Genomic DNA, 19,852 nt, shown 5'->3' on the forward strand with positions numbered 1-19,852 from the left:
CCATAACATCGACATATATGAATAAGATACAATCACTTTTTATAATCCTTCTTTTCCTTGTGGCAACCGCTTGTACATCACAGGAAAATGGGTTTATCATGCATAATGTAAACGGATACACGATAGCCGGAGAAGATCAGGAGCTGATCACATTTGATGCTATTGCTGTACAAGAGGGAAAGGTTGTAGCAACCGGGAATCTGGCAGATCTGCAGCAGCAATTGGCAGGATTCAATACCATTGACGGTGAAAGCAAAACGTTAATTCCCGGGTTGATTGATGCTCATGTTCACGTTATGGGACTTGGCTATCAACAGCTGGATGTTGATGTTCAGGGTGTCGATTCCCTGGAAGAAACGTTGGAAATGATTCGTGAATATGCCGAGGATAACCCTGATTTGGAGTGGATCCGTGGGCGTGGATGGAATCAGGTACTGTGGGAAGAGAATGAGTTTCCAACAGCTGAAGATCTCGACAGTGTTGTTCCGGATCGTCCGGTTTATTTAACGCGTGTGGATGGGCATGCAGCCTGGACCAACAGTAAAGCAATGGAGCTTGCAGGCATCAGCCGGGATACACCCGATACACAAGGCGGACGAGTTGTACGGGATGAATTTGGCGATGCAACCGGAATATTCGTAGATGCTACAATGTCGTACATCACACAGCATATCCCGGAAAGAACACAAAAAGAAAATGAACAGGCCTTTGAACTGGCTCTACAGGTGATGGCTGAACACGGTTTAACATCGGTACATGATGCCAGAATTGATGTAGACACCTGGGATATGTATAAAGATTTTGCAGATAATGACAAGCTGATTACCAGAATTTACGCAATGATTGGAGGTACAGGAGATATTTTTGATGAACTTGCAGAAAATGGTCCTATTGAAAGCTATGCGAACGATCTTCTTGCACTCCGGAGTGTGAAAATTTCAGCTGATGGTGCATTGGGGAGTCGCGGAGCAGCTATGATTGAACACTATCATGATGATCCCGGCAATGACGGACTTCTTTTTTATGATCAGGAAGAGCTGAATGAGATGGTTCTGAAAGGTGCATCCAATGGATTTCAGATGAATATTCACGCCATTGGTGATGCAGCAAACCGGCAAGTTTTAAACTCGTTTCAGTACGCACAGGAACAACTGGGAGATCAGTCTGAACTGCGCCACCGTGTTGAACATGCTCAAATTGTTCACCCTGATGATATTCCGCGATTTGTAGAGCTGGACATTATTGCTTCCATGCAGCCAACACACGCCACCAGTGATATGAATATGGCAGAAGACCGTGTTGGTTCAGAGCGAATGGAAGGCGCCTATGCGTGGCAAACCTTTTTAGATCAGGGAACAGTAATTGCCGGCGGTTCAGACTTTCCGGTAGAAAATGTAAATCCGTTTTATGGATTGTACTCGGCAGTTACCCGCCAGGATCACGGTGGAATGCCTCCCGGCGGATGGTACAGCGAGCATAGACTCAGCCGTGTGGAAGCTCTAAGAATTTTTACCCGCGATGCCGCTTATGCAGCTCATCAGGAAGATGTTTTAGGTACATTGGAAACCGGTAAATGGGCAGATTTTATCCTGATTGACAGAGATATTTTTGAAGTGGATGCTTCTCAGATCTGGGAAGCAGAAGTTTTAGAAACATGGGTAGCCGGAGAAAAAGTTTATCAGCAGTAGACAATGAAGATTAGAATTGAGCAGCTAAATCCAACGGTTGGAGACCTGGCCGGAAACAAATCACTAATACTAAATGCACTTCAGCAGGCCCAGAAGGATGGTATCGAACTTTTGATCCTGCCGGAGATGACGGTAACGGGATATCCGGTTGAGGACTTGTTGGAGGAGGCTGCTTTCAGGCAGAAGTGTTATCAAACAAACCGGGAAATTGTTGAATCGACGGGCAAGACAGCTCTTCTATTCGGGTCCATCACGCAAAATGATGGAGAATTTGGCCGGAAAATGTACAACTCTGCACTACTGGCTCAAGACCAAAAAGTTCTTGATACAGTTCATAAAACCCTGCTACCCACCTACGATATTTTTGATGATCTGCGTTATTTTGAACCCAACCGGGAATTTCGATGTATCGATTTTAAAGGTTTAAAACTGGGTGTAACCATTTGTGAGGATATCTGGTACAACGAAAACGAAATTCAGTACCATACGTATCCGGTTAATCCTGCTCGAGAATTAAAAAATTTGGGTGCAGATGTAATTATTAACATCTCGGCATCTCCTTACACAAATACAAAACATCAGAATCGTGTAAAGATGCTTCAGAATCATGCCAGAAACCTTAGTCTTCCGTTGCTGTATAGCAATCAGGTTGGTGCTCACACCGACGTGATTTTTGATGGTGACTCCATGGCGATCACAAAGTCGGGAGATGTAGTGGCCAGAACAGAACCCTTTTGGCCCGACTCTACAGATGTTGTATTAAATGCTGAAGATGGATCTGTTGAATCCATCAATAAAAATGAGAAACAGCCGATCTATCCCGGATTAAAACAAGAACGACAGCTTGAGGCCATCAAACTGGGTCTCCGTGATTACATCCGTAAAACAGGTGTGACAGATCAGGTATTATTTGGTTTGAGTGGCGGAATTGACTCTGCGGTCGGATGTGCGCTGGCGGTGGAGGCACTCTCACCCGATCAGGTAAAGGCCATTACGTTACCGGCAGAATTTTCGAGTGAAGGCAGTGTGACCGACTCTCAAAAGCTGGCCGAAAATTTGGGAATAGAGCTGTTTGAAGTTCCGATTCGGTCTATTTTTGAGGATTATCGGTCGGCACTGAAGCCGGTTTTTGAGGATAATACTTTTGGTGTGACCGAAGAAAATCTTCAGAGCAGAATTAGGGGAACTATATTGATGGCATACGCTAATAAGACGAACAGCTTTTTGATTGCTACCGGTAATAAATCGGAGTATGCTGTTGGTTACGCTACCCTTTACGGAGACATGAATGGTGCACTTAGCCTGATCGGTGATCTATACAAAACAGAAGTATATGAGATGGCCAAATGGTTGAACAGCTCTTATTATCGAAGTGAAGTGATACCTGAGGCAATAATAAACAAAGCGCCAAGCGCTGAATTGCGGCCTGGTCAAAAAGACAGTGATAGCCTTCCGGATTACGCCATTCTTGATGCAATACTCTATCAATATTTGGAACTGCAAAAAGGCAGATCAGAACTCATTGATGAAGGATTTGACGAAAAAGTTGTGGATCGTATTCTCAGACTTGTTGATTATAATGAATTTAAAAGAAATCAGGCCGTTCCCATACTTAAATTGGGTTCAAAATCGTTCGGTAGCGGAAGGCGTTGGCCCATTGTTCAAAAATGGACAGCCAATAGGGGTAATTTCGAAAACCAATGATATCCTGCTATTTTTATTCGATAATTCCGAATAACTGATGAAATCGTTAATTTAAAATATTCTAAAACTTCTAACTGCATACCCAATGAAGCAAACGGTACTTCTGCTGCTAACCTTTTTTATTACTCAACCATTATTTGCTCAGGACTCTACCCGGACAGATGAAATCGAGATTCCGGTAAAACTCTTACCCTATTCTAACCCTTTAACAGAGACCCAACAAGAACAACCCAGGCGTGAAACCCTTGGAGAGCAGACTGAACTGGATAAAGAGGTTCTAAGAAGAATTTCAGATGTATACAGGATTCAAGTGCTTGCAATTGATTCTCAGGTACAGGGAGATTTAGTGCAGACAGAGGCTTATATAAACCAGGCGTTTGGAGCCATTCAGTCTCTGATGGATGAATATCCCGAAGTTCAGAACAATCGACGATTTGCAGAACTTTACCGAACGGTGATGGCAGAACACAGCGAGTTTTACGGAATTACGGAGACTCGACGTGAAGTAGAGGGAGATGTTTTTGAGATTCAGGAAGAACTTTTCTCAGAGCAGGATGATTGGATTGCAGAAGGCTATGCGCTTCCGGATAATTTAACGATCAATCAAACTCAAGTGCCTCTGGTTCAGAACCAGCATGTAAACCGGCATCTGATGTATTACACACTTCGTCGACCAGATGTAATGGAGCGTTGGTTGGAGCGGTCGGAGTATTACTTTCCGATGATGCGTGAAATTTTTGAAGACGAAGGAGTTCCTACGGAATTAATTCATCTCTCTATGATTGAGAGTGGTCTGGTTCCAACAGCAAGAAGCTGGGCCAGCGCAGTTGGGTTATGGCAGTTTATCCGTGCTACAGGTGCCGTTTATGGGCTTGAAGCAAATTGGTGGGTTGATGAACGTCGAGATCCAATTAAAGCAACCAGAGCAGCAGCACAGCACCTTCGGGATCTGCATGATATTTGGGGAGATTGGCATCTGGCATTAGCGAATTACAACTTAAGTCCGCGAGGTCTGAGAAGAGCGATTCGTGCAGCCGGTGGAGTTGAAGATTACTGGGCTGCTTACCCTTATCTGCCCCGTGAAACACGTGGATATGTGCCCGGATATATCGCCGCAACTATGATTGCAATGAATCCGGATGAGTTTGGGTTCGAAAACGATTTTGATGTTACTCCCTACTCTTATGATGTAGTAGAAGTGGATGGTTTGATGCCGCTTGAAGAACTTGCAAAAGCTGCCGGTATTACACTGCAGGAGATAAAAGATTATAATCCAGAGTTGCTTCGATGGGCAACACCTCCGGGCGGGAAATATCCCCTAAAAATACCAACCGGAATACAGGAGCAGTTTTTGGCAGCCTATCAGGAAATTCCACAAGATTCACGTGCATCAGAAGTTGCAATGCATACCGTTAGCAGTGGTGAAACCCTTGGGTATATTGCCAGAAGATATGGTACATCTGTCCGTTCACTCTTTGAAACGAATGAAGGATTGAGCAGCACCATTCATCCGGGGCAACGAATTGTTGTACCTGTAGCTCCGGGTTCGCAGGAGCAAATTGCCTCAAACCGGCCAACCAACAGCTCATCTTCCAATACCAGAAGAACAACGCAGCAACCTCAGGCTCCACCAAACACAACTCCGGTAACCTACACGGTTAAAAGTGGTGATACCGTAGGGCACGTTGCCGAATGGTTTGATGTGCGGGCATGGCAAGTGCGTTCATGGAATGGAAGCAACAACACCATTAGAGTGGGACAAAGACTCACCATTCATGTTCCTACCCAGCAAAGTGATTATTTTGCACAAGTGGATGATCTGAGCTACGCCCAAAAACAAGAGGTTGAACGCAGACAGAGAGCCGGTGAAAATATTTATTCAATTCGGTTTGATGGAAGTTCCACAAATCCATCCGACAGTATTCAATACACTGTAAGAAGAAATGATACCCTTGGAAGTATTGCCAGAAGACACGGTGTATCTGTAGCTGAAATTCAGAGAGTAAATAATTTGAGTGGAACTACAATTTACGCAGGCCAGTCGCTTACAATCAGAAGATAAGTACAATTAAAAGAAGTTCATGAAAGCTGCATTTAAAAGACGATATATACTGCTAATTGCAGCTTTTTTGATTGTTACCACTGCATTTGTACAGGCTAATGATCTGTTTTTTCAAATAAAAAAGCAGATGACCATTTTTAGTGATGCTTACAAAGAGATTGCTATTCGCTATGTAGATGAGGTGAGTCCGGAAACATTGATGAAGAATGCTGTCAATGGGATGCTTTCAGAGCTTGACCCTTATACGGTATTTGTAGATGAGGGAGAGCAGCAGCAGTTGGAAATAATTTCTTCGGGTTCGTATGGCGGAATTGGGATTGAGGCCGGATTTAGAGGAGATCGAATTGTAGTTATTGCGCCTATGGATGGATATCCGGCGCAAAGAGCAGGGATTCGGCCGGGTGACGTAATTGAAGAAATTAACGGTGTGGAAATTCGAGACATAACGCCCGAAGAGGTTCAAAGATTAACCATTGGCGATGTAGGATCAGAAATAGAGATTGTAATTGAACGATCGGGAGTGGATCGGCCCATTTCATTTACCCTGGAACGGGAAAGAATTGAGGTGAAGAACATCAGTTATTATGGATTTGCAGATGCTGAGAACAGTATTGGATATGTTCAACTCAATCGGTTTGGAAACCAAACCGGCGAAGAGTTGCGGGAAGCCTTACTTGATCTGAAAAATCAATCAGAATTAAACGGATTGATTTTGGATTTGAGAAATAATCCGGGAGGCTTGTTGAATGAAGCGGTAGAAGTAGTGGATAAGTTTTTAGAACCGGGTATTACAGTTGCAGAAACCCGAAGCCGTTTTGAAAGCCAGAATAGCGTGTATGCAACTGAAGAACCACCACTGTTTGAAGATCTTCCTCTTACAGTACTGATAAATAGTGGAAGTGCCAGTGCATCTGAGATTGTAGCGGGGGCACTACAGGATTTAGATCGAGCTGTGATTTTCGGTGAAAAGAGTTTTGGTAAGGGATTGGTGCAAACGATACGGCCACTATCCTATAACACATCATTGAAAATTACAGTATCGAAATACCTGATTCCGAGCGGTAGAAGTATTCAATCCATTCAGTACCAGGATGAGGATAATGGAATCCGTACATTTAAAACTCGCAATGGGAGGGATGTACGAGATGGGAATGGCATTGAACCGGATGTACTGGGTCAAGAAAATATTCCATCACAACTGGACGTAGCCTTGAAACAGGATAATTATTATTTCTTCTATGTAAATAAAAAACTGAGAAACAGCGGTTTTGATTCAGGAGAAGCCCCGACATCACTCTACAGAGAATTTGTTCAGGAGTTAATTGAAGAAGGATTTACATTTTATACCTCAGCAGATGAGCATATTGAAGAACTGGAGCGGCAATTCCGGGACATTGTGGAACAAGAGGACGCTGAAGAGAATATATCTGAATTGAAAGCAATGCTTCGTGATTATAAAATTGCTCAAATTTATGACAGCCGGGAATACATTGAAAATGAACTTCAAAGAGAGTGGATTTCACAAACGATGGATGGCGAAGAAAGACAACACTCTCTGTTGCAGCTGGACAATGATGTGCAGCAATCGCTGGAATTAATTCTGGATAGAGGACGATACGAGTCGATATTAAAACCGTAATTTTGGGAAAAGCAGATCTACATACGCATACAATTGCATCGGACGGGGCTTACACTCCGGAAGAACTTCTTGAAAAAGCATTCGAGAAAAAATTAAAAATCATCTCCATAACCGACCACGATACGATAAAAGGGTATCTGAAGGGAAAGGAAAAAGCAAAAGAACTTGGAATTGAATTGATACCGGGTGTAGAGGTGACGGCAGTCTGGAACAAGAGAGAAGTACATATTTTAACGTACTGTTTTGATGAAGATGACCAGGAATTTCGCCGAATGCTGCTGAATCAAAAAAAATCCCGTGTTAAGCGTATGGAGAGAATTGTGAAAAAGCTCCAAAGCAAAGGTCTGGATATCACTATGGATGAAGTTCGAGCAGAGGCGGGTCCCGGAAATATTGGTCGCCCACATGCGGCTTCCGTATTGATCAACAAAGGGTACGTTGCCTCAGTGGCGGAAGCATTTATTCGCTATCTTTCTACTGATAAGCTGGGTCATATTAAAACGATGTATGTTTCCGTTGAAGAGCTGGTGAAGATTGCTAAAAAAGCAGGTGGTGTATTGTCTCTTGCTCATCCAGGGCCACTCTACACGCAGAGTGAAATTGATGAATTAATGGCGCTTGGGCTTGATGGACTTGAGTGTATTCATCCGAGTCATAATTTTAATTTACAGAGGTCGTTTTCAAAAATTGCAGAAAGGGATAATTTGCTGATTACGGGTGGAAGTGATTTTCATGGAAAAGGGAAAAAGGATTATGATCCCTATTTTGGAATTGTAACTGTTGGAGATCAGCACGTTATGTCATTAAAAAGAATGGCCCGAAGAAGACGCGAACTAACCAGAATGAATAACTAAATATGCCCGAAATAAAACAGAAATCAGAATCGAGTTTGAATGGGAAAAAGGTGGCTGTGGTAGCTGCAAAGTGGAACTCCTTTGTAACTGATGAAATGCTTGAAGGTGCGGTTACGGCTTTAAAAGCAAAAGGAATTGCAGATTCGAACCTGATTACTATGCGCTGCCCGGGATCGTTTGAATTACCTTTATCATGCAAATACTGCATTGACCACCTGAATGTGGACGCCGTAGTTGCAATCGGTGCTGTAATTCGAGGAGGCACACCTCACTTCGATTATGTCTGTGATGCAGTTACCCGGGGGATCACCGATTTGAATATGAGTTCTTCCATACCGGTGGCATTTGGTGTTCTGACAACCGATACCGTAGAGCAGGCAACCGAACGTGCCAGCATGGACAAAGGCAATAAAGGGGCGGAAGCAGCGCTCTCGGTTATTGAAATGATTCAGCTGAAAGAAGCTCTGATTCAACAAGGCTTATAATTAGCTCTTGAAAATCGCATCATTTAGCTCTATTTTTTAAAGCTTGAAACACCTCATGAAATTATTGCATTGGAACCACTAACACTGACAGATACAATTCAGAGCGAAGAGGACAAAAAGCTCCAGGAGGAGGTTAAATCTTCCGGTTCCATACCCAACCATATCGCAATTATCATGGATGGTAACGGGCGATGGGCCAAGGATAAAGGAAACATTCGCTTATTCGGCCATAAAGCCGGAGTGGAATCTGTACGCGATATTACAGAAAGTAGCGCTCAGATCGGTGTTAAACATCTTACTCTCTACGCGTTTTCAACCGAAAATTGGAATCGTCCGTCAGCAGAAGTCAATGGGTTGATGAAGCTCCTTGTAAATTCTTTGAAGAATGAGGCAGAAAGACTTCATAAAAATAATATCAAGTTAACGTCGATCGGCCAGATTGACCGTCTACCGGAAAGTTGTCAGAATCAATTGCAAGATGTGATTGAGATGACAAAGGATAACGATCGCCTGGAGCTCTGTTTAGCGTTGAGTTATTCGGGGCGATGGGATATCACGGAGGCCGTTAAAAAAATGTCACAGGATGTTGCCAAGGGGAAAATTTCTCCGGATGACATCAGCGACGACTTAATCAGTTCATATCTCTCAACTGCAGATATTCCTGATCCTGACCTTATTATCCGAACGAGCGGCGAGTATAGAATCAGTAACTTTTTACTGTGGCAACTTGCCTACTCAGAACTTTACATTACAAAGACATACTGGCCGGATTTTAGAAGAAATGAGTTGTATCAGGCAATAAATTCTTATCAAAAGCGTGATCGTAGGTACGGGAACGTGAAAAACGGATATACAAAAAAGTTATCCGCAGCAGTTATAAATAAAATTATCTCTTAAAGAAGTAATTATCTATCACGTGGTCAAATACAAACGACTCTACATTTGCATAATCGTCTCTTTTATCGGGTTACTATCCATCAATCAAAGTTTTGCACAGGATTCGACTTTTACAATCCAGGACCCGACTTCAATATCTCCCCTTGAATACGAAATACAGGAAATTACCGTCTCAGGTATTGTAACAGCTCGGGAAAGCTACTTGATCAGCAGTAGCGGGCTTCGTGTTGGGGACCGGATCAACATTCCCGGTGAAGAAATTTCTGAAGCCATTCGCCGGCTTCACCGAACCAGTCTGTTCTCGGACGTTTCGATTGAACACGAACGGGTATCCGGAGGCGTGCGAATCCATATTAAAGTGCAGGAGCAACCGCGTTTGGAAAGCTTTGAACTTGTTGGGGGTAAACGATCTCACCGAAGAGATTTGCGTGAGCGTCTGAATTTAATTTCCGGATTTGCCGTAACAAACTCCGTACGAACACAGGCTGTCAACACAATCCATCGGTACTACAGAGAGGAAGGATATTGGAATACCGAGGTAAATGTTGTTGAGGAAATGAGTGATGATGAGCGAAATAGAATTTCACTCACATTTGAGATCGATCCTGGCGAGCGAGTCAAAGTTCGAGAAATAAACTTTGAAGGTAATGAAGAGTTTAGTGATCGCAAGTTGAGAAAAAGTTTTAATACCATTAAACAGGATCGCTGGTGGAGAATTTTTAAGCGCCACGTATATACTCAGGATGAATATGAAGAGGGCATACAAAATGTTCTGGAGTTCTATCGGAATAGCGGTTTTCGAGACGTTCGGGTACTGGAAGATTCGGTTTATGTTGATGACTGGAGGAGAGATAAAGACGGTGTGATATTCGATATCGAAATCGAAGAAGGTCCACAGTATCGGGTGCGTAATATAAACTGGGAAGGTAATACGGTTTATACTGATCAGGAACTGACCAACACCCTGGGTTTTCAAACCGGTGACATATTCAATGAGTCAAAATTTGATGAAAACCTTACAGGTCGCCGTGATGAGGAAGACATTTTAAGCCTTTACCAAAATGTAGGTTATCTGTTTTTTGAATTTTATCCCGATTTAGAAATTGTTGATGGAGATTCACTGGACTTAAACATTGAGATTGTTGAAGGTGAAATTGCCACCATTCGAGAAGTTGAATTTTCGGGGAACACAAAAACACATGATGATGTAGTTCGAAGAACGTTACGAACCGTTCCCGGACAAACGTACAGCCGGTCAGCAATTATTCGATCGATACGTGAGCTCGGACAGTTGGGCTATTTCAATCCGGAAGGGATACAACCTGACCTACAGCCCGATCGTGAAAACCGAACAGTAGACATCGATTATCAGCTTGATGAAACACAGGGAACAGATAACTTTGAGTTCTCCGGTGGATTTGGTGGTCGTCAGATCGGGATTATCCTTGCTGCAAGAGTTAACTTTAACAACTTCTCTGTTCAACGAATGTTCGAGCCGGGCGGTTGGAATCCAATTCCTTCCGGCGACGGTCAAAAACTATCCCTTGGAGTACAAGTTACCGGACGTGGCTATCAAAGTTACAACTTCAGTTTTACAGAACCGTGGCTGAGAGGTCGACCTACTTCGTTGGGTGTTAGCTTGTCGTACGATTTCCTGAATTATAACAACAATCGCAGTTTTGGTGGAATTCAGCAGCCGGATAGAAGAAATGAGCTGTTTTCAGCCAGTGTAAGTTTAGGGCGAAGATTACAGTGGCCGGATGACTATTTCCAGCAAAGAACCGTATTAACCTATAATCACTTCAATGTTTCCGGATTTAGTGGAATATTTGAAGATGGTCGTGCAGACTTGATGACGGTGAAACATGAAATTGAACGGAATTCTACAGACAATCCAATTTCACCACGTTTTGGATCTAAATTCAGTATTTCGGGTGAGGTTGCATTGCCGCTTCCGGATTTCCAACAGTTTTACAAGATCAAATCGAAGTACCAGCACCATCATACAATTACAGGGAAACTTGTTTTAAGTGCCGGTGCTGAGTACGGTTATATGGGGTATTTGAGCAGCAGCGGGCAGAGTAATTTTCAGAGATTCTTCCTTGGAGGTACTCAAATACAGCAGCGTCAAAACTTCCTGAATGACAACGTAGACCTTCGTGGATTTCCCGGCGGCTTTAACGGTGTAATTTCTCCGCTGGATCAGAATCAAAATCTGATTGGCGGACGTGTATACAATAAATATACCCTCGAGCTGCGTTATCCTGCCGTATCATCAGAACAGATACAGTTAATACCTTATGCGTTTGTTGATGCAGGAAATACATTTATGGACTTAAACAGTTTTGATCCTTTTGAAGTAAAACGAGCAGCCGGATTCGGTGCCAGGATATTCCTGCCAATCTTGGGTCTTGTAGATCTGAGTTACGGTTACAGAATGGACGGTACACCGGCCTCAAACGAAGGATCCGGACTGCGACCGGGTGAATGGGAATTCCTGTTCAATATCGGAGCTCCATTTTAGAAACTCATTCAGATGAAGAAATTTCACTACTTCACAATAATTTTTCTTCTGGCAGGTTATGATGTCTCGATAGCCCAAAATCAAAAAATTGGGTTTATCGATTCTGAAGTAATCATGCAAAATATGCCTGAATACAGTGGAGTGGAACAAAGGTTGAACTTATTGAGTGAAAACTGGCGGCAAGAGATTCGTGAACTTGAGGATGAAGTTGAAAGGATGAGAGAAGATTTTGAAGCCAGGGAAATTTTATTCACAGACGATATACGGGAAGAAAGAGCTCAGGAAATTGAAATGAAAGCGGAAGAGCTGGATCAGTTGATCGAAACTAGATTTGGGCCGGATGGTGAATATTTTACACGGCAAAAAGAGTTGCTTGAACCCATACAAAGGCAGATATTTGATGCCTTAAACATCGTAGCTGAAAGGGAAGATTTTGACTTCGTTTTTGACCGTGCACAAGACTCTCGATTTCTGTTTGTACGCCAGCAATGGAACCTAACCGAAGATGTGATGTTAGAATTAGGGTTAGATTCATCAAGTAATTAAAGATTATAAATTATAACTTAGGTCGCTTAATAAATAGGACAATTTATGAAACAAACAATTCTGACAATACTATTCATTCTCTTGCCTCTCTCTGTTTTCGGACAGATGAAAGTGGGGATCATGAATCCGGATGATGTACTTGACGCACTGCCGGAAACTGAAGAGGTTGAATCTCAAATACAGGATTATATCCAACAGAGGCAAGCCGATTTTCAGGAACAATACCAGGTGTGGATCGAGGATGTGACAGAGTTCTCTGAACTTGTTGAAGCCGGTGAGATTTCTGAAGAAGAGCAGGCTCAACGTGAAGAAGAGTTTCAGGAAAGACAGGAAGAGCTCAACAACCTGGAAAGCAGAATTCAACGTCAGATTCAGCAACGACAAAATGAGCTGTTTTCACCTCTTCTCAACAGAGTGGATGAAGCCATGAGTGAAGTATCTGAAGAGCTTGGCCTGGATTTTGTTTTAAACAAAACGGCAAGTTCAGGCGACCCCATTGTTTACTACTCTTCCCAGCGCGGAGTAGACATTACAGAACGAGTTATTCAAAAACTTACACAGAACTAATACGAACTCTCTATTATCATGAAAAAAGTATATACACTAGGATTCATATTTCTCATTGCAATTACAACACTCATGGCAGCTCCTGCAGTACAGGCTCAGGATATGAAAATTGGGTTTGTAGAGCCTAGAGCGGTTCTTGAACGCATGCCCGAAATGAGAGCAGTACAGCAACGACTTCAAAATTTTGCTGAGCGTAAGCAGAATGAACTGGTTCAGAAAGAGCGTGAGCTTCAAACGGAAGTTGAAGTTTATCAACAAAAAGTAGGAGTGATTTCTGAGCAGGCACGTCAGGAAGAAGAGGAGCGTTTAAATACGATGGATACCGAATTCCGTCAGATGCAGCAAGAAGCTCAACAGGAACTTCAGCAGCAGCGAGCTGAATTGATGTCCCCACTTTTAGAGCAGATTCAGGGAGCGATTGATGCTGTAGCTGAAAGAAAAGGCTTGGACTACGTATTGAATACTACAACTTCAAACGGTGATGTGATCATTCTTTATGTTTCACCACAGGTTAGAGATGAGTACGATATCACGGATGAAGTAATGTCTGAGCTCGACATCTAATTGACTCAGAGTAAAACAGTTTTAAAAAAGGCGACGCTAAATAATTAGTGTCGCCTTTTTTTTATTTCACATTTTTTCTGCGGTTACGGATATAATCCTCAAATATATACCCGCCCAGTTTATCAAGAGAGGAGTAGTATGCACGTCCATGATTGGCCTGGGTAAGTTCGCGGACGAAATTTTGAAGGTATGGATCCCGGGCAATCATGAATGTTGTGATAGAGATCTGATCACGCTTACATTTGACGGCCTCATCCAAAACTTTATTCACAATTTTCCGATCCAGTCCAAAACTGTTTTTATAAAATTTACCATTCTCCACCATACATGATGGTTTACCATCCGTAATCATAAAGATCTGCTTGTTGGCAAACTTTTTCCTTTGAAGAATGTGCCGAGCCATTTGCAAGGCTTGAAGTGTATTGGTGTGATATGGGCCAACTTTAAGATATGGCAGGTCTTTAATTTCTATTTGCCAGGCTTTATTTCCGAAAGCAACGATATCCAGCGAATCTTTCTCATAGCTGTTCATGATCAATTCTGAAAGTGCCATGGCTACTTTCTTTGCCGGTGTAATCCGGTCTTCTCCGTAAAGGATCATAGAGTGACTCAAATCTATCAGGAGTACCGTAGCTGCAGATGTGTAGTGATCGGTGTTGTAGACCTCAATATCGTCTTCTCTGAGGCTAAACTGATCGAGAGAGGTATGCTTTAAAGCATTGATTAAGGTTTGAGTACCGTCGATGTGAGAAGTGTCGTCACCATGCTGCCATGAACGGGTTTCAGGTTGTCGTTCCAAGCCCCGCCCGGTATGGGCAGTTTTATGACCGCCCTCCCCACCTTTTTTCAGTTGATTGAATATTTCGTCCAGTGCTTTTCTTCGAATACTGCGGTCTGTTTTGGAAGTGGGCACCATTACGGACTCCTCTTCATCAAACCGGATATATCCGCGTTCTTTCAATTCTTCAATAAAATCTCCCAAACCGTAGCCGTCATCAAACTGATCTGTGATATTATACTCTTCATCCAGCTGATTTAACCACTTCAGCGCTTGAGAAACATCGCCACCCGCAATGGATAAGAGTTCCTGGAATAGGTTAAATAGCGTATCAAACGGAGCCTGATTACTTTGGTTGAACCGATCAGACCATTCTGAATATTTAAAATGCATAGGTGAACATCCGGTTTATCTTCTGCTTACATTTTTATAAACTCTCATTATCTAAAAATCATTGCACGGATCATGAATTAATTTGCTGAATCCGACTTTTAAAAATTTGACAGGCTATTGAATGAAGGAGATGTACCAATACGAAAATAATCTATGGCGAGATGGCTTTCAAAGAGTGATGGGGCTTGATGAAGTTGGGCGGGGATGTTTGTGCGGCCCGGTTGTTGCTGCCGGCGTCATAATAAAACCGGATTCAAAGCTCGACCCCGGTATCACAGACAGTAAAAAACTCTCCGATCTAAAAAGAAGAAGTCTGGTCGATGAAATTCAATCAAAATCCCTTTTTTGGACGATACAGTACTGCTCACCCGGTGAGATTGATCAACTGAATATATTAAAAGCGTCAATCCTGGCAATGATGAAATGTTCGGAACAGAAGGGAGCGGATCCGGACTTTTTATTGGTTGACGGGAATCGATTTACCGACACGCTTATACCGTATCAGTGCGTAGTGAAGGGAGACGATAATTCGGTATCCATAGCTGCCGCATCCATTCTGGCAAAGGTATTCAGGGATGATCTTATGATCAGGCTGCATCAAGAGTACCCTTATTATGGTTGGGAAAGTAATGTTGGTTATCCTACAGCTGCACATTACGATGGATTAAAAAAATTCGGCTATACAAAACATCACAGGAAATCCTTTAAACTCAGAACTGATAAAGCGTTTATCAAGCCGGATAATTTATCTGTAAATACTGAATGATCGTTTGTTAAGATCAAGATTGAGGCAAACAGCCAGCATCAAAGTATTGGCTAAAAAAGCAGATCCGCCATAACTGACAAACGGAAGTGGTACCCCCATGATAGGCAGAACACCTGTTGCACTTCCCATATTGACAACAAAGTGGGTAAAGTATATGAAGGTGATGGATATGATTACCAACTGAGCAAACGGGTGTTTATGAGTGCTTGCCATGGTCATTAATCGCAGAAAAAGAAATGTATAGAGTATAAACAGGAAGCTGGACCCGACAAATCCAAATTCCTCTCCAATAACGCAGTAGATAAAGTCTGTCCACTGTTCAGGTAAAAATCGAAGCTGAGTCTGGGTTCCTTCCATAAATCCCTTACCCGTTACACCTCCGGAACCGATTGCCGTTGTTGCCTGTAAGACGTTCCATCCGGCTCCCTGAGGATCAAGAGATGGATTTACGAAAGCTTCAACCCTGGCTCGCTGATGAGGTTGTAAAATATGCTGAAGTCCAACTTCTGTCCCCACAATAACAACAAGCCCAAGAACCAGGGCTGAAAGACTATACCATCTGCTTTTTTGCAGAAACAGAACGGTAACAGCGATGATGATTGCTGCAGCAATTCCAAAGGGGAGACCAATGACTGAGAAATACCCAATGATTGCCGGTGAAATCATAATTAGCGATAGTCCGTATGGTAAGCCTGACCAGAATAGAACTACTGGAATTAGTGCGAGCATTACCAATGCAGTACCGGTATCATTTTGGAGTATGACGATGATTGCCGGAACAAGAATGAATAAGATTGTAGTGAGTGCAGTTTTGACATTATTAGCAGTCATGTCTCTTTTATGAGTCAAATAGTTTGCAACAGCTAATATAGTGGCAAGTTTTAAAAACTCACTGACCTGTAGGCGTAACCCGAAAATTGAGAGCCAGCTTCGACTCCCCCCAACTTCAATTCCTGCAAAAACAGTAACAATGGCTAAGATGATGGTCACCCCATAAAAGAGATAAGCAACCCCTTGAAATGTTCTCGGAGATGTAAACTGAACGGCAATTAGGACGAACAACGAGAGTCCAATCCAGACGCTTTGACGCGCAAAATTATTCTGAATGTATTCGGGTAAAAATTGAGCAACTTCGCCCTGAGTAGCACTGTAGATTGCCGTTAACCCAAACAGGGCCAATGCTAACCATGCAAACAGAACGGGCCAGTTAAATTCGTTAGAGTTGTGCATCTTCCTCTACCTCCTCAACCGGTTGTTCAGTTCTGGGTTGGAAATTCAGTACGTAATCGAGAATCCAGTTTCTTTGGGGGCTGATTTCTCCATTGATGTACTTCTCAATTAACAGCCCGGCAACAGGTGCGGCGGATATGGATCCAAAACCTGAATTTTCTGTCAAAACAGCGATGGCAATTTTTGGATCATCCATTGGAGCAAAAGAGATGAACCAGCCGTGATTAGCTCCATGTGGATTTTGTGCAGTTCCGGTTTTCCCGGCTACTTCAATGTCAGGGATATTTGTGTAAAAGCGACCGCCTCCTTCTGTAATCACTCTACGCATCCCCTTTTTTACAATATTAAGATGGTCTTCTCTGAGCCAATCAATTTTATTTTTCTCCGGGTCAGTATATCGGACGTCATTCTCACTGTACTGAATTCGATTTACGATATGGGGTTGTACCCGGTAACCGCCATTTGCGATACTGGAAACAGCAACGGCCATTTGAAGAGGAGATGCAGAAACCAAACCCTGTCCGATCCCAAGATTGATAATATCACCGATACTCCACCTGCGAACTCCAAAAGTTTGATTCAGATACGTACTGTCGGGTACAATACCGGTTCTTTCAGAGGGTAAATCAATTCCGTTCAGAGGACCAATGCCAAAATCTTGAATTAAATTTGACCAGGTATTTAACTGTCCGTTAGAGGCAACTCTATCCATCATCCAGTAAAAAAAGTAATTACTCGATTCAGCAATAGATTTTTCAATGTCGTAATCACCTGGGTCTGCGAGATCTCCATAATTTCGCCCTCTCCTATAGTAGCCCGGACTTGTGAGTACCGTACGTTCATTAAATAATCCCATATGCAGGCCAACCAAAGCCATGAACGGTTTAAATGTCGAGCCGGGGGGTTGGCGAGCGGAAATGGCTCTGTTAAATAGTGGAGTTTTTGGGTCTGTGTTGATGCTTCTCCAGTAATCCATATCCATGCGACCGGCTAATCGCGATACATCATACTGAGGCGAACTTACCATACTTAAAATAGCTCCGGTTTGTGGATCCATAGCAACCAGTGCGCCTGTTTTATTTTCCATCAACTGCTCGGCCAATATCTGTAACTCAGTATCTATGGTTGTGATTAAGTTGCCTCCTTCCTGTGGGGGAGAATCCAACTCACCATTGTTGAAAGAGCCTAAAGCTTGTCCATAAGCGTTCACCTTGATATACTCATTACCCAACTCCCCGCGCAAATGGTCTTCATAAACCATTTCAATACCGCTCTTGCCAATTTTATCACCCAGTCGAATATAGTCTGACTGCTCATACTCTTCTCTTGAAGCTTCTCTCAGATAGCCAAAAATATGAGACGCTTTCAGGTCGGGATGAAAATTTCGTTTACTGTCTACCTGATGACCAATACCCGGAAGCTGCCATAAATTTTCCTGAATAATGGAAAAGACTTCGAAAGGTACTTCTGTAAATAAACGGGATGTACGCTGCCAGGAGTATTGTTGAGCTATTTGAATTCTTTCAAGGATAACTTGCTCATCCAAACCAAGCATATCCGACAGTAACGGAATTTTCCCCATATCAAAATTTGCGGGGGTGATGGTTATAGAGTAAATCGGCTGATTATCAACCAAAATGGTTCCATTTCGATCTAGGATTAGTCCTCGGGCAGGGTGAACCATCTCCATTCGGAGTGAGTTCTGCATACTGAGAGGTGAGTATTTTTCGTGATCCAAGATCTGAAGCTGAAAAATGCGTATAAAGAGAACAAGTAATCCTATGATTATCACACCTTGCAAAATGCGAATGGAAGCTTTAACCTGCTCCGGTTTTCTTCTTCTTCCCATAACTACGCCCTGTCGGTTCTGACCAAATGCAAGAATCCGCCAATAATGGCAGTCATCAGTGTACTTACTACTGCTAAACTCCAGAAAACATATCCGGATGCGAATGTTTCAGAAAACATGGTTAGTGCAAAGAAAATGAGATTATGCAGAAATGCCACAGCTAAGAGAATCAAGAATACTTGCCAAAAAATGAACCTGTTCTCTGATATACGATTTAAATAGCTATGTAGTATAAATACAACTACAGTTTTTGAAAACATGTTAAGTCCCCAAAGGTCTGTAAATGCATCCTGGAAAAAAGCCAGTGAGCCGGCTAAAATTAAACTCTCTACTTTACCCTGTTTAGTACAGAGCCAAATGAGGTAGACCAATACGAGATCTGCTTCGCCATCGAATATCCGCAGGTTCTTAAATAACAGAACCTGTACGGCAACCATACCCAGACCAATAAAGAGATACCGTAATGTATCAGATTTAATCAAAACAATTCTTCTTGTTGATTTAGAAGTTCATTGATGGTGGAATCCGGCTCAAAGGTGACGATAAACGCTTCTGAAAGAGTAAATAGATCTGCAAATGCTCTCACATAAATAGTTTGAGTTTCTACGCCGCGCCCGGGCTCTACTTCTGTAATTTCACCTATTGGTATACCGGGTGGAAATTGATTACTTGCTCCGGAGGTTTCCACGATCTGACCAATTTCTACCGGAATAGTTTGAGGTACATATTGTAAAACTAATTCATAATCCGATCGGCCGGACCACGAAACAATTCCATACGCTCGTGAACTTTGTATTCGGGCACTCACTCTGAAAAGAGAATTCGAATAGGGCAGAACTTGAGAATACTTTCCAGCTGTAAAACTGATGTGGCCAATCAGTCCGTCTGAATTGATGAGTGGCATACCCTGCTCGGCTCCATCATCAGATCCGGCGTTGATAGTCAGAGAGTTATTCAATCCGGTCAACTCTTTTGCTACAACCTTTACGGAAATGAGGGGATGCTCACTCTCTTCTCGTAGATTGAGTAGATCCCTTAAAATTCTGTTTTGTTGTTCTACAGAACGGAGACGGCTCAGCTCATCCTGCATTAAAATATTTTGTCGCTGGAGGTAGGTGTTTGTAGTTAGCGCTTGTCGGTAAATTCGAATATTCGACAGGGGTTGTTCGAGATAGCTTAATACTGTAATCGATATTTTACGCGCGTTTTGCAGGCCACCGTCATGTCTGCTTACCATCAGACCGATTGCGACAAGCAGAATGATAGCAGTAATGATGTAATCTTTTGCATCAGCTAAGCGTCGCAT

The 19,852-nt window shown here is 42.7% G+C and carries 17 protein-coding genes; 12 read left to right on the plus strand and 5 right to left on the minus strand.

Annotated elements, in window-relative coordinates:
• Positions 1 to 17: 17 nt before the first annotated feature.
• The 11 genes from CWD77_RS00205 to CWD77_RS00255 all read left to right on the plus strand — a co-directional run bounded on the left by CWD77_RS00205 (position 18) and on the right by CWD77_RS00255 (position 13,530).
• Positions 18 to 1,688 carry an amidohydrolase gene (locus tag CWD77_RS00205; protein ID WP_101071183.1) on the plus strand — a complete coding sequence of 557 codons (1,671 nt, stop codon included), beginning with the start codon at positions 18 to 20 and terminating at the stop codon, positions 1,686 to 1,688.
• 3 nt (positions 1,689 to 1,691) lie between these two features.
• Entirely contained in the window at positions 1,692 to 3,392 is a 1,701-nt protein-coding gene (locus CWD77_RS00210) for an NAD+ synthase (RefSeq protein WP_101071184.1), read from the plus strand.
• Positions 3,393 to 3,477: 85 nt separating this feature from the next.
• A complete protein-coding gene (locus CWD77_RS00215; RefSeq protein ID WP_101071185.1) occupies positions 3,478 to 5,454 on the plus strand; it encodes a LysM peptidoglycan-binding domain-containing protein in 1,977 nt (658 codons plus the stop codon).
• A 19-nt stretch (positions 5,455 to 5,473) separates the two neighbouring features.
• Positions 5,474 to 7,093, plus strand: a complete 1,620-nt coding sequence (locus CWD77_RS00220) for a S41 family peptidase (RefSeq protein ID WP_101071186.1) — start codon at positions 5,474 to 5,476, stop codon at positions 7,091 to 7,093.
• 2 nt (positions 7,094 to 7,095) lie between these two features.
• The gene (locus tag CWD77_RS00225) at positions 7,096 to 7,947 is read left to right on the plus strand and encodes a PHP domain-containing protein (protein WP_240596571.1); all 852 of its coding nucleotides are present in this window, start codon (positions 7,096 to 7,098) and stop codon (positions 7,945 to 7,947) included.
• Between the two features lie 2 nt (positions 7,948 to 7,949).
• On the plus strand, positions 7,950 to 8,432 hold the full coding sequence (gene ribH, locus CWD77_RS00230; protein ID WP_101071188.1) for a 6,7-dimethyl-8-ribityllumazine synthase: 483 nt from the start codon (positions 7,950 to 7,952) through the stop codon (positions 8,430 to 8,432).
• A 69-nt stretch (positions 8,433 to 8,501) separates the two neighbouring features.
• On the plus strand, positions 8,502 to 9,329 hold the full coding sequence (locus CWD77_RS00235) for an isoprenyl transferase (RefSeq protein WP_101071189.1): 828 nt from the start codon (positions 8,502 to 8,504) through the stop codon (positions 9,327 to 9,329).
• Positions 9,330 to 9,348: 19 nt separating this feature from the next.
• The gene (bamA, locus tag CWD77_RS00240; RefSeq protein WP_101071190.1) at positions 9,349 to 11,853 is read left to right on the plus strand and encodes an outer membrane protein assembly factor BamA; all 2,505 of its coding nucleotides are present in this window, start codon (positions 9,349 to 9,351) and stop codon (positions 11,851 to 11,853) included.
• A gap of 12 nt (positions 11,854 to 11,865) precedes the next feature.
• Positions 11,866 to 12,399 carry an OmpH/Skp family outer membrane protein gene (locus CWD77_RS00245; protein ID WP_101071191.1) on the plus strand — a complete coding sequence of 178 codons (534 nt, stop codon included), beginning with the start codon at positions 11,866 to 11,868 and terminating at the stop codon, positions 12,397 to 12,399.
• A 45-nt stretch (positions 12,400 to 12,444) separates the two neighbouring features.
• Positions 12,445 to 12,966, plus strand: a complete 522-nt coding sequence (locus CWD77_RS00250; protein ID WP_101071192.1) for an OmpH/Skp family outer membrane protein — start codon at positions 12,445 to 12,447, stop codon at positions 12,964 to 12,966.
• Between the two features lie 18 nt (positions 12,967 to 12,984).
• Positions 12,985 to 13,530: an OmpH/Skp family outer membrane protein gene (locus CWD77_RS00255; RefSeq protein WP_101071193.1), complete on the plus strand. Its 546-nt coding sequence runs from the start codon at positions 12,985 to 12,987 to the stop codon at positions 13,528 to 13,530.
• A gap of 61 nt (positions 13,531 to 13,591) precedes the next feature.
• On the opposite strand, the gene CWD77_RS00260 is transcribed toward CWD77_RS00255, so the two are convergent.
• Positions 13,592 to 14,701, minus strand: coding sequence for a vWA domain-containing protein (locus CWD77_RS00260; RefSeq protein WP_101071194.1), 1,110 nt, complete (start codon positions 14,699 to 14,701; stop codon positions 13,592 to 13,594).
• Positions 14,702 to 14,822: 121 nt separating this feature from the next.
• On the opposite strand from CWD77_RS00260, the gene CWD77_RS00265 reads away from it, so the two are divergent.
• Entirely contained in the window at positions 14,823 to 15,467 is a 645-nt protein-coding gene (locus CWD77_RS00265) for a ribonuclease HII (protein WP_101071195.1), read from the plus strand.
• Here CWD77_RS00265 and rodA read toward each other — a convergent pair.
• Genes rodA through mreC form a run of 4 tightly spaced genes read right to left on the minus strand, consistent with a single transcriptional unit; the run spans position 15,447 to position 19,852 of the window.
• A complete protein-coding gene (rodA, locus tag CWD77_RS00270) occupies positions 15,447 to 16,697 on the minus strand; it encodes a rod shape-determining protein RodA (protein ID WP_101071196.1) in 1,251 nt (416 codons plus the stop codon). The two genes, CWD77_RS00265 and rodA, sit on opposite strands and share 21 nt — an antisense overlap.
• Entirely contained in the window at positions 16,684 to 18,546 is a 1,863-nt protein-coding gene (gene mrdA, locus CWD77_RS00275) for a penicillin-binding protein 2 (protein WP_101071197.1), read from the minus strand. Before mrdA ends, rodA begins: the two co-directional genes overlap by 14 nt.
• Positions 18,547 to 18,548: 2 nt before the next feature.
• Complete coding sequence (locus tag CWD77_RS00280) at positions 18,549 to 19,028, minus strand: hypothetical protein (protein WP_101071198.1); 480 nt, start codon at positions 19,026 to 19,028, stop codon at positions 18,549 to 18,551.
• The gene (gene mreC, locus CWD77_RS00285; RefSeq protein ID WP_101071199.1) at positions 19,025 to 19,852 is read right to left on the minus strand and encodes a rod shape-determining protein MreC; all 828 of its coding nucleotides are present in this window, start codon (positions 19,850 to 19,852) and stop codon (positions 19,025 to 19,027) included. The genes CWD77_RS00280 and mreC overlap by 4 nt, the downstream gene beginning before the upstream one ends.

The sequence above is a fragment of the Rhodohalobacter barkolensis genome, assembly GCF_002834295.1.
Taxonomy (GTDB): Bacteria; Bacteroidota; Rhodothermia; order Balneolales; family Balneolaceae; genus Rhodohalobacter; species Rhodohalobacter barkolensis.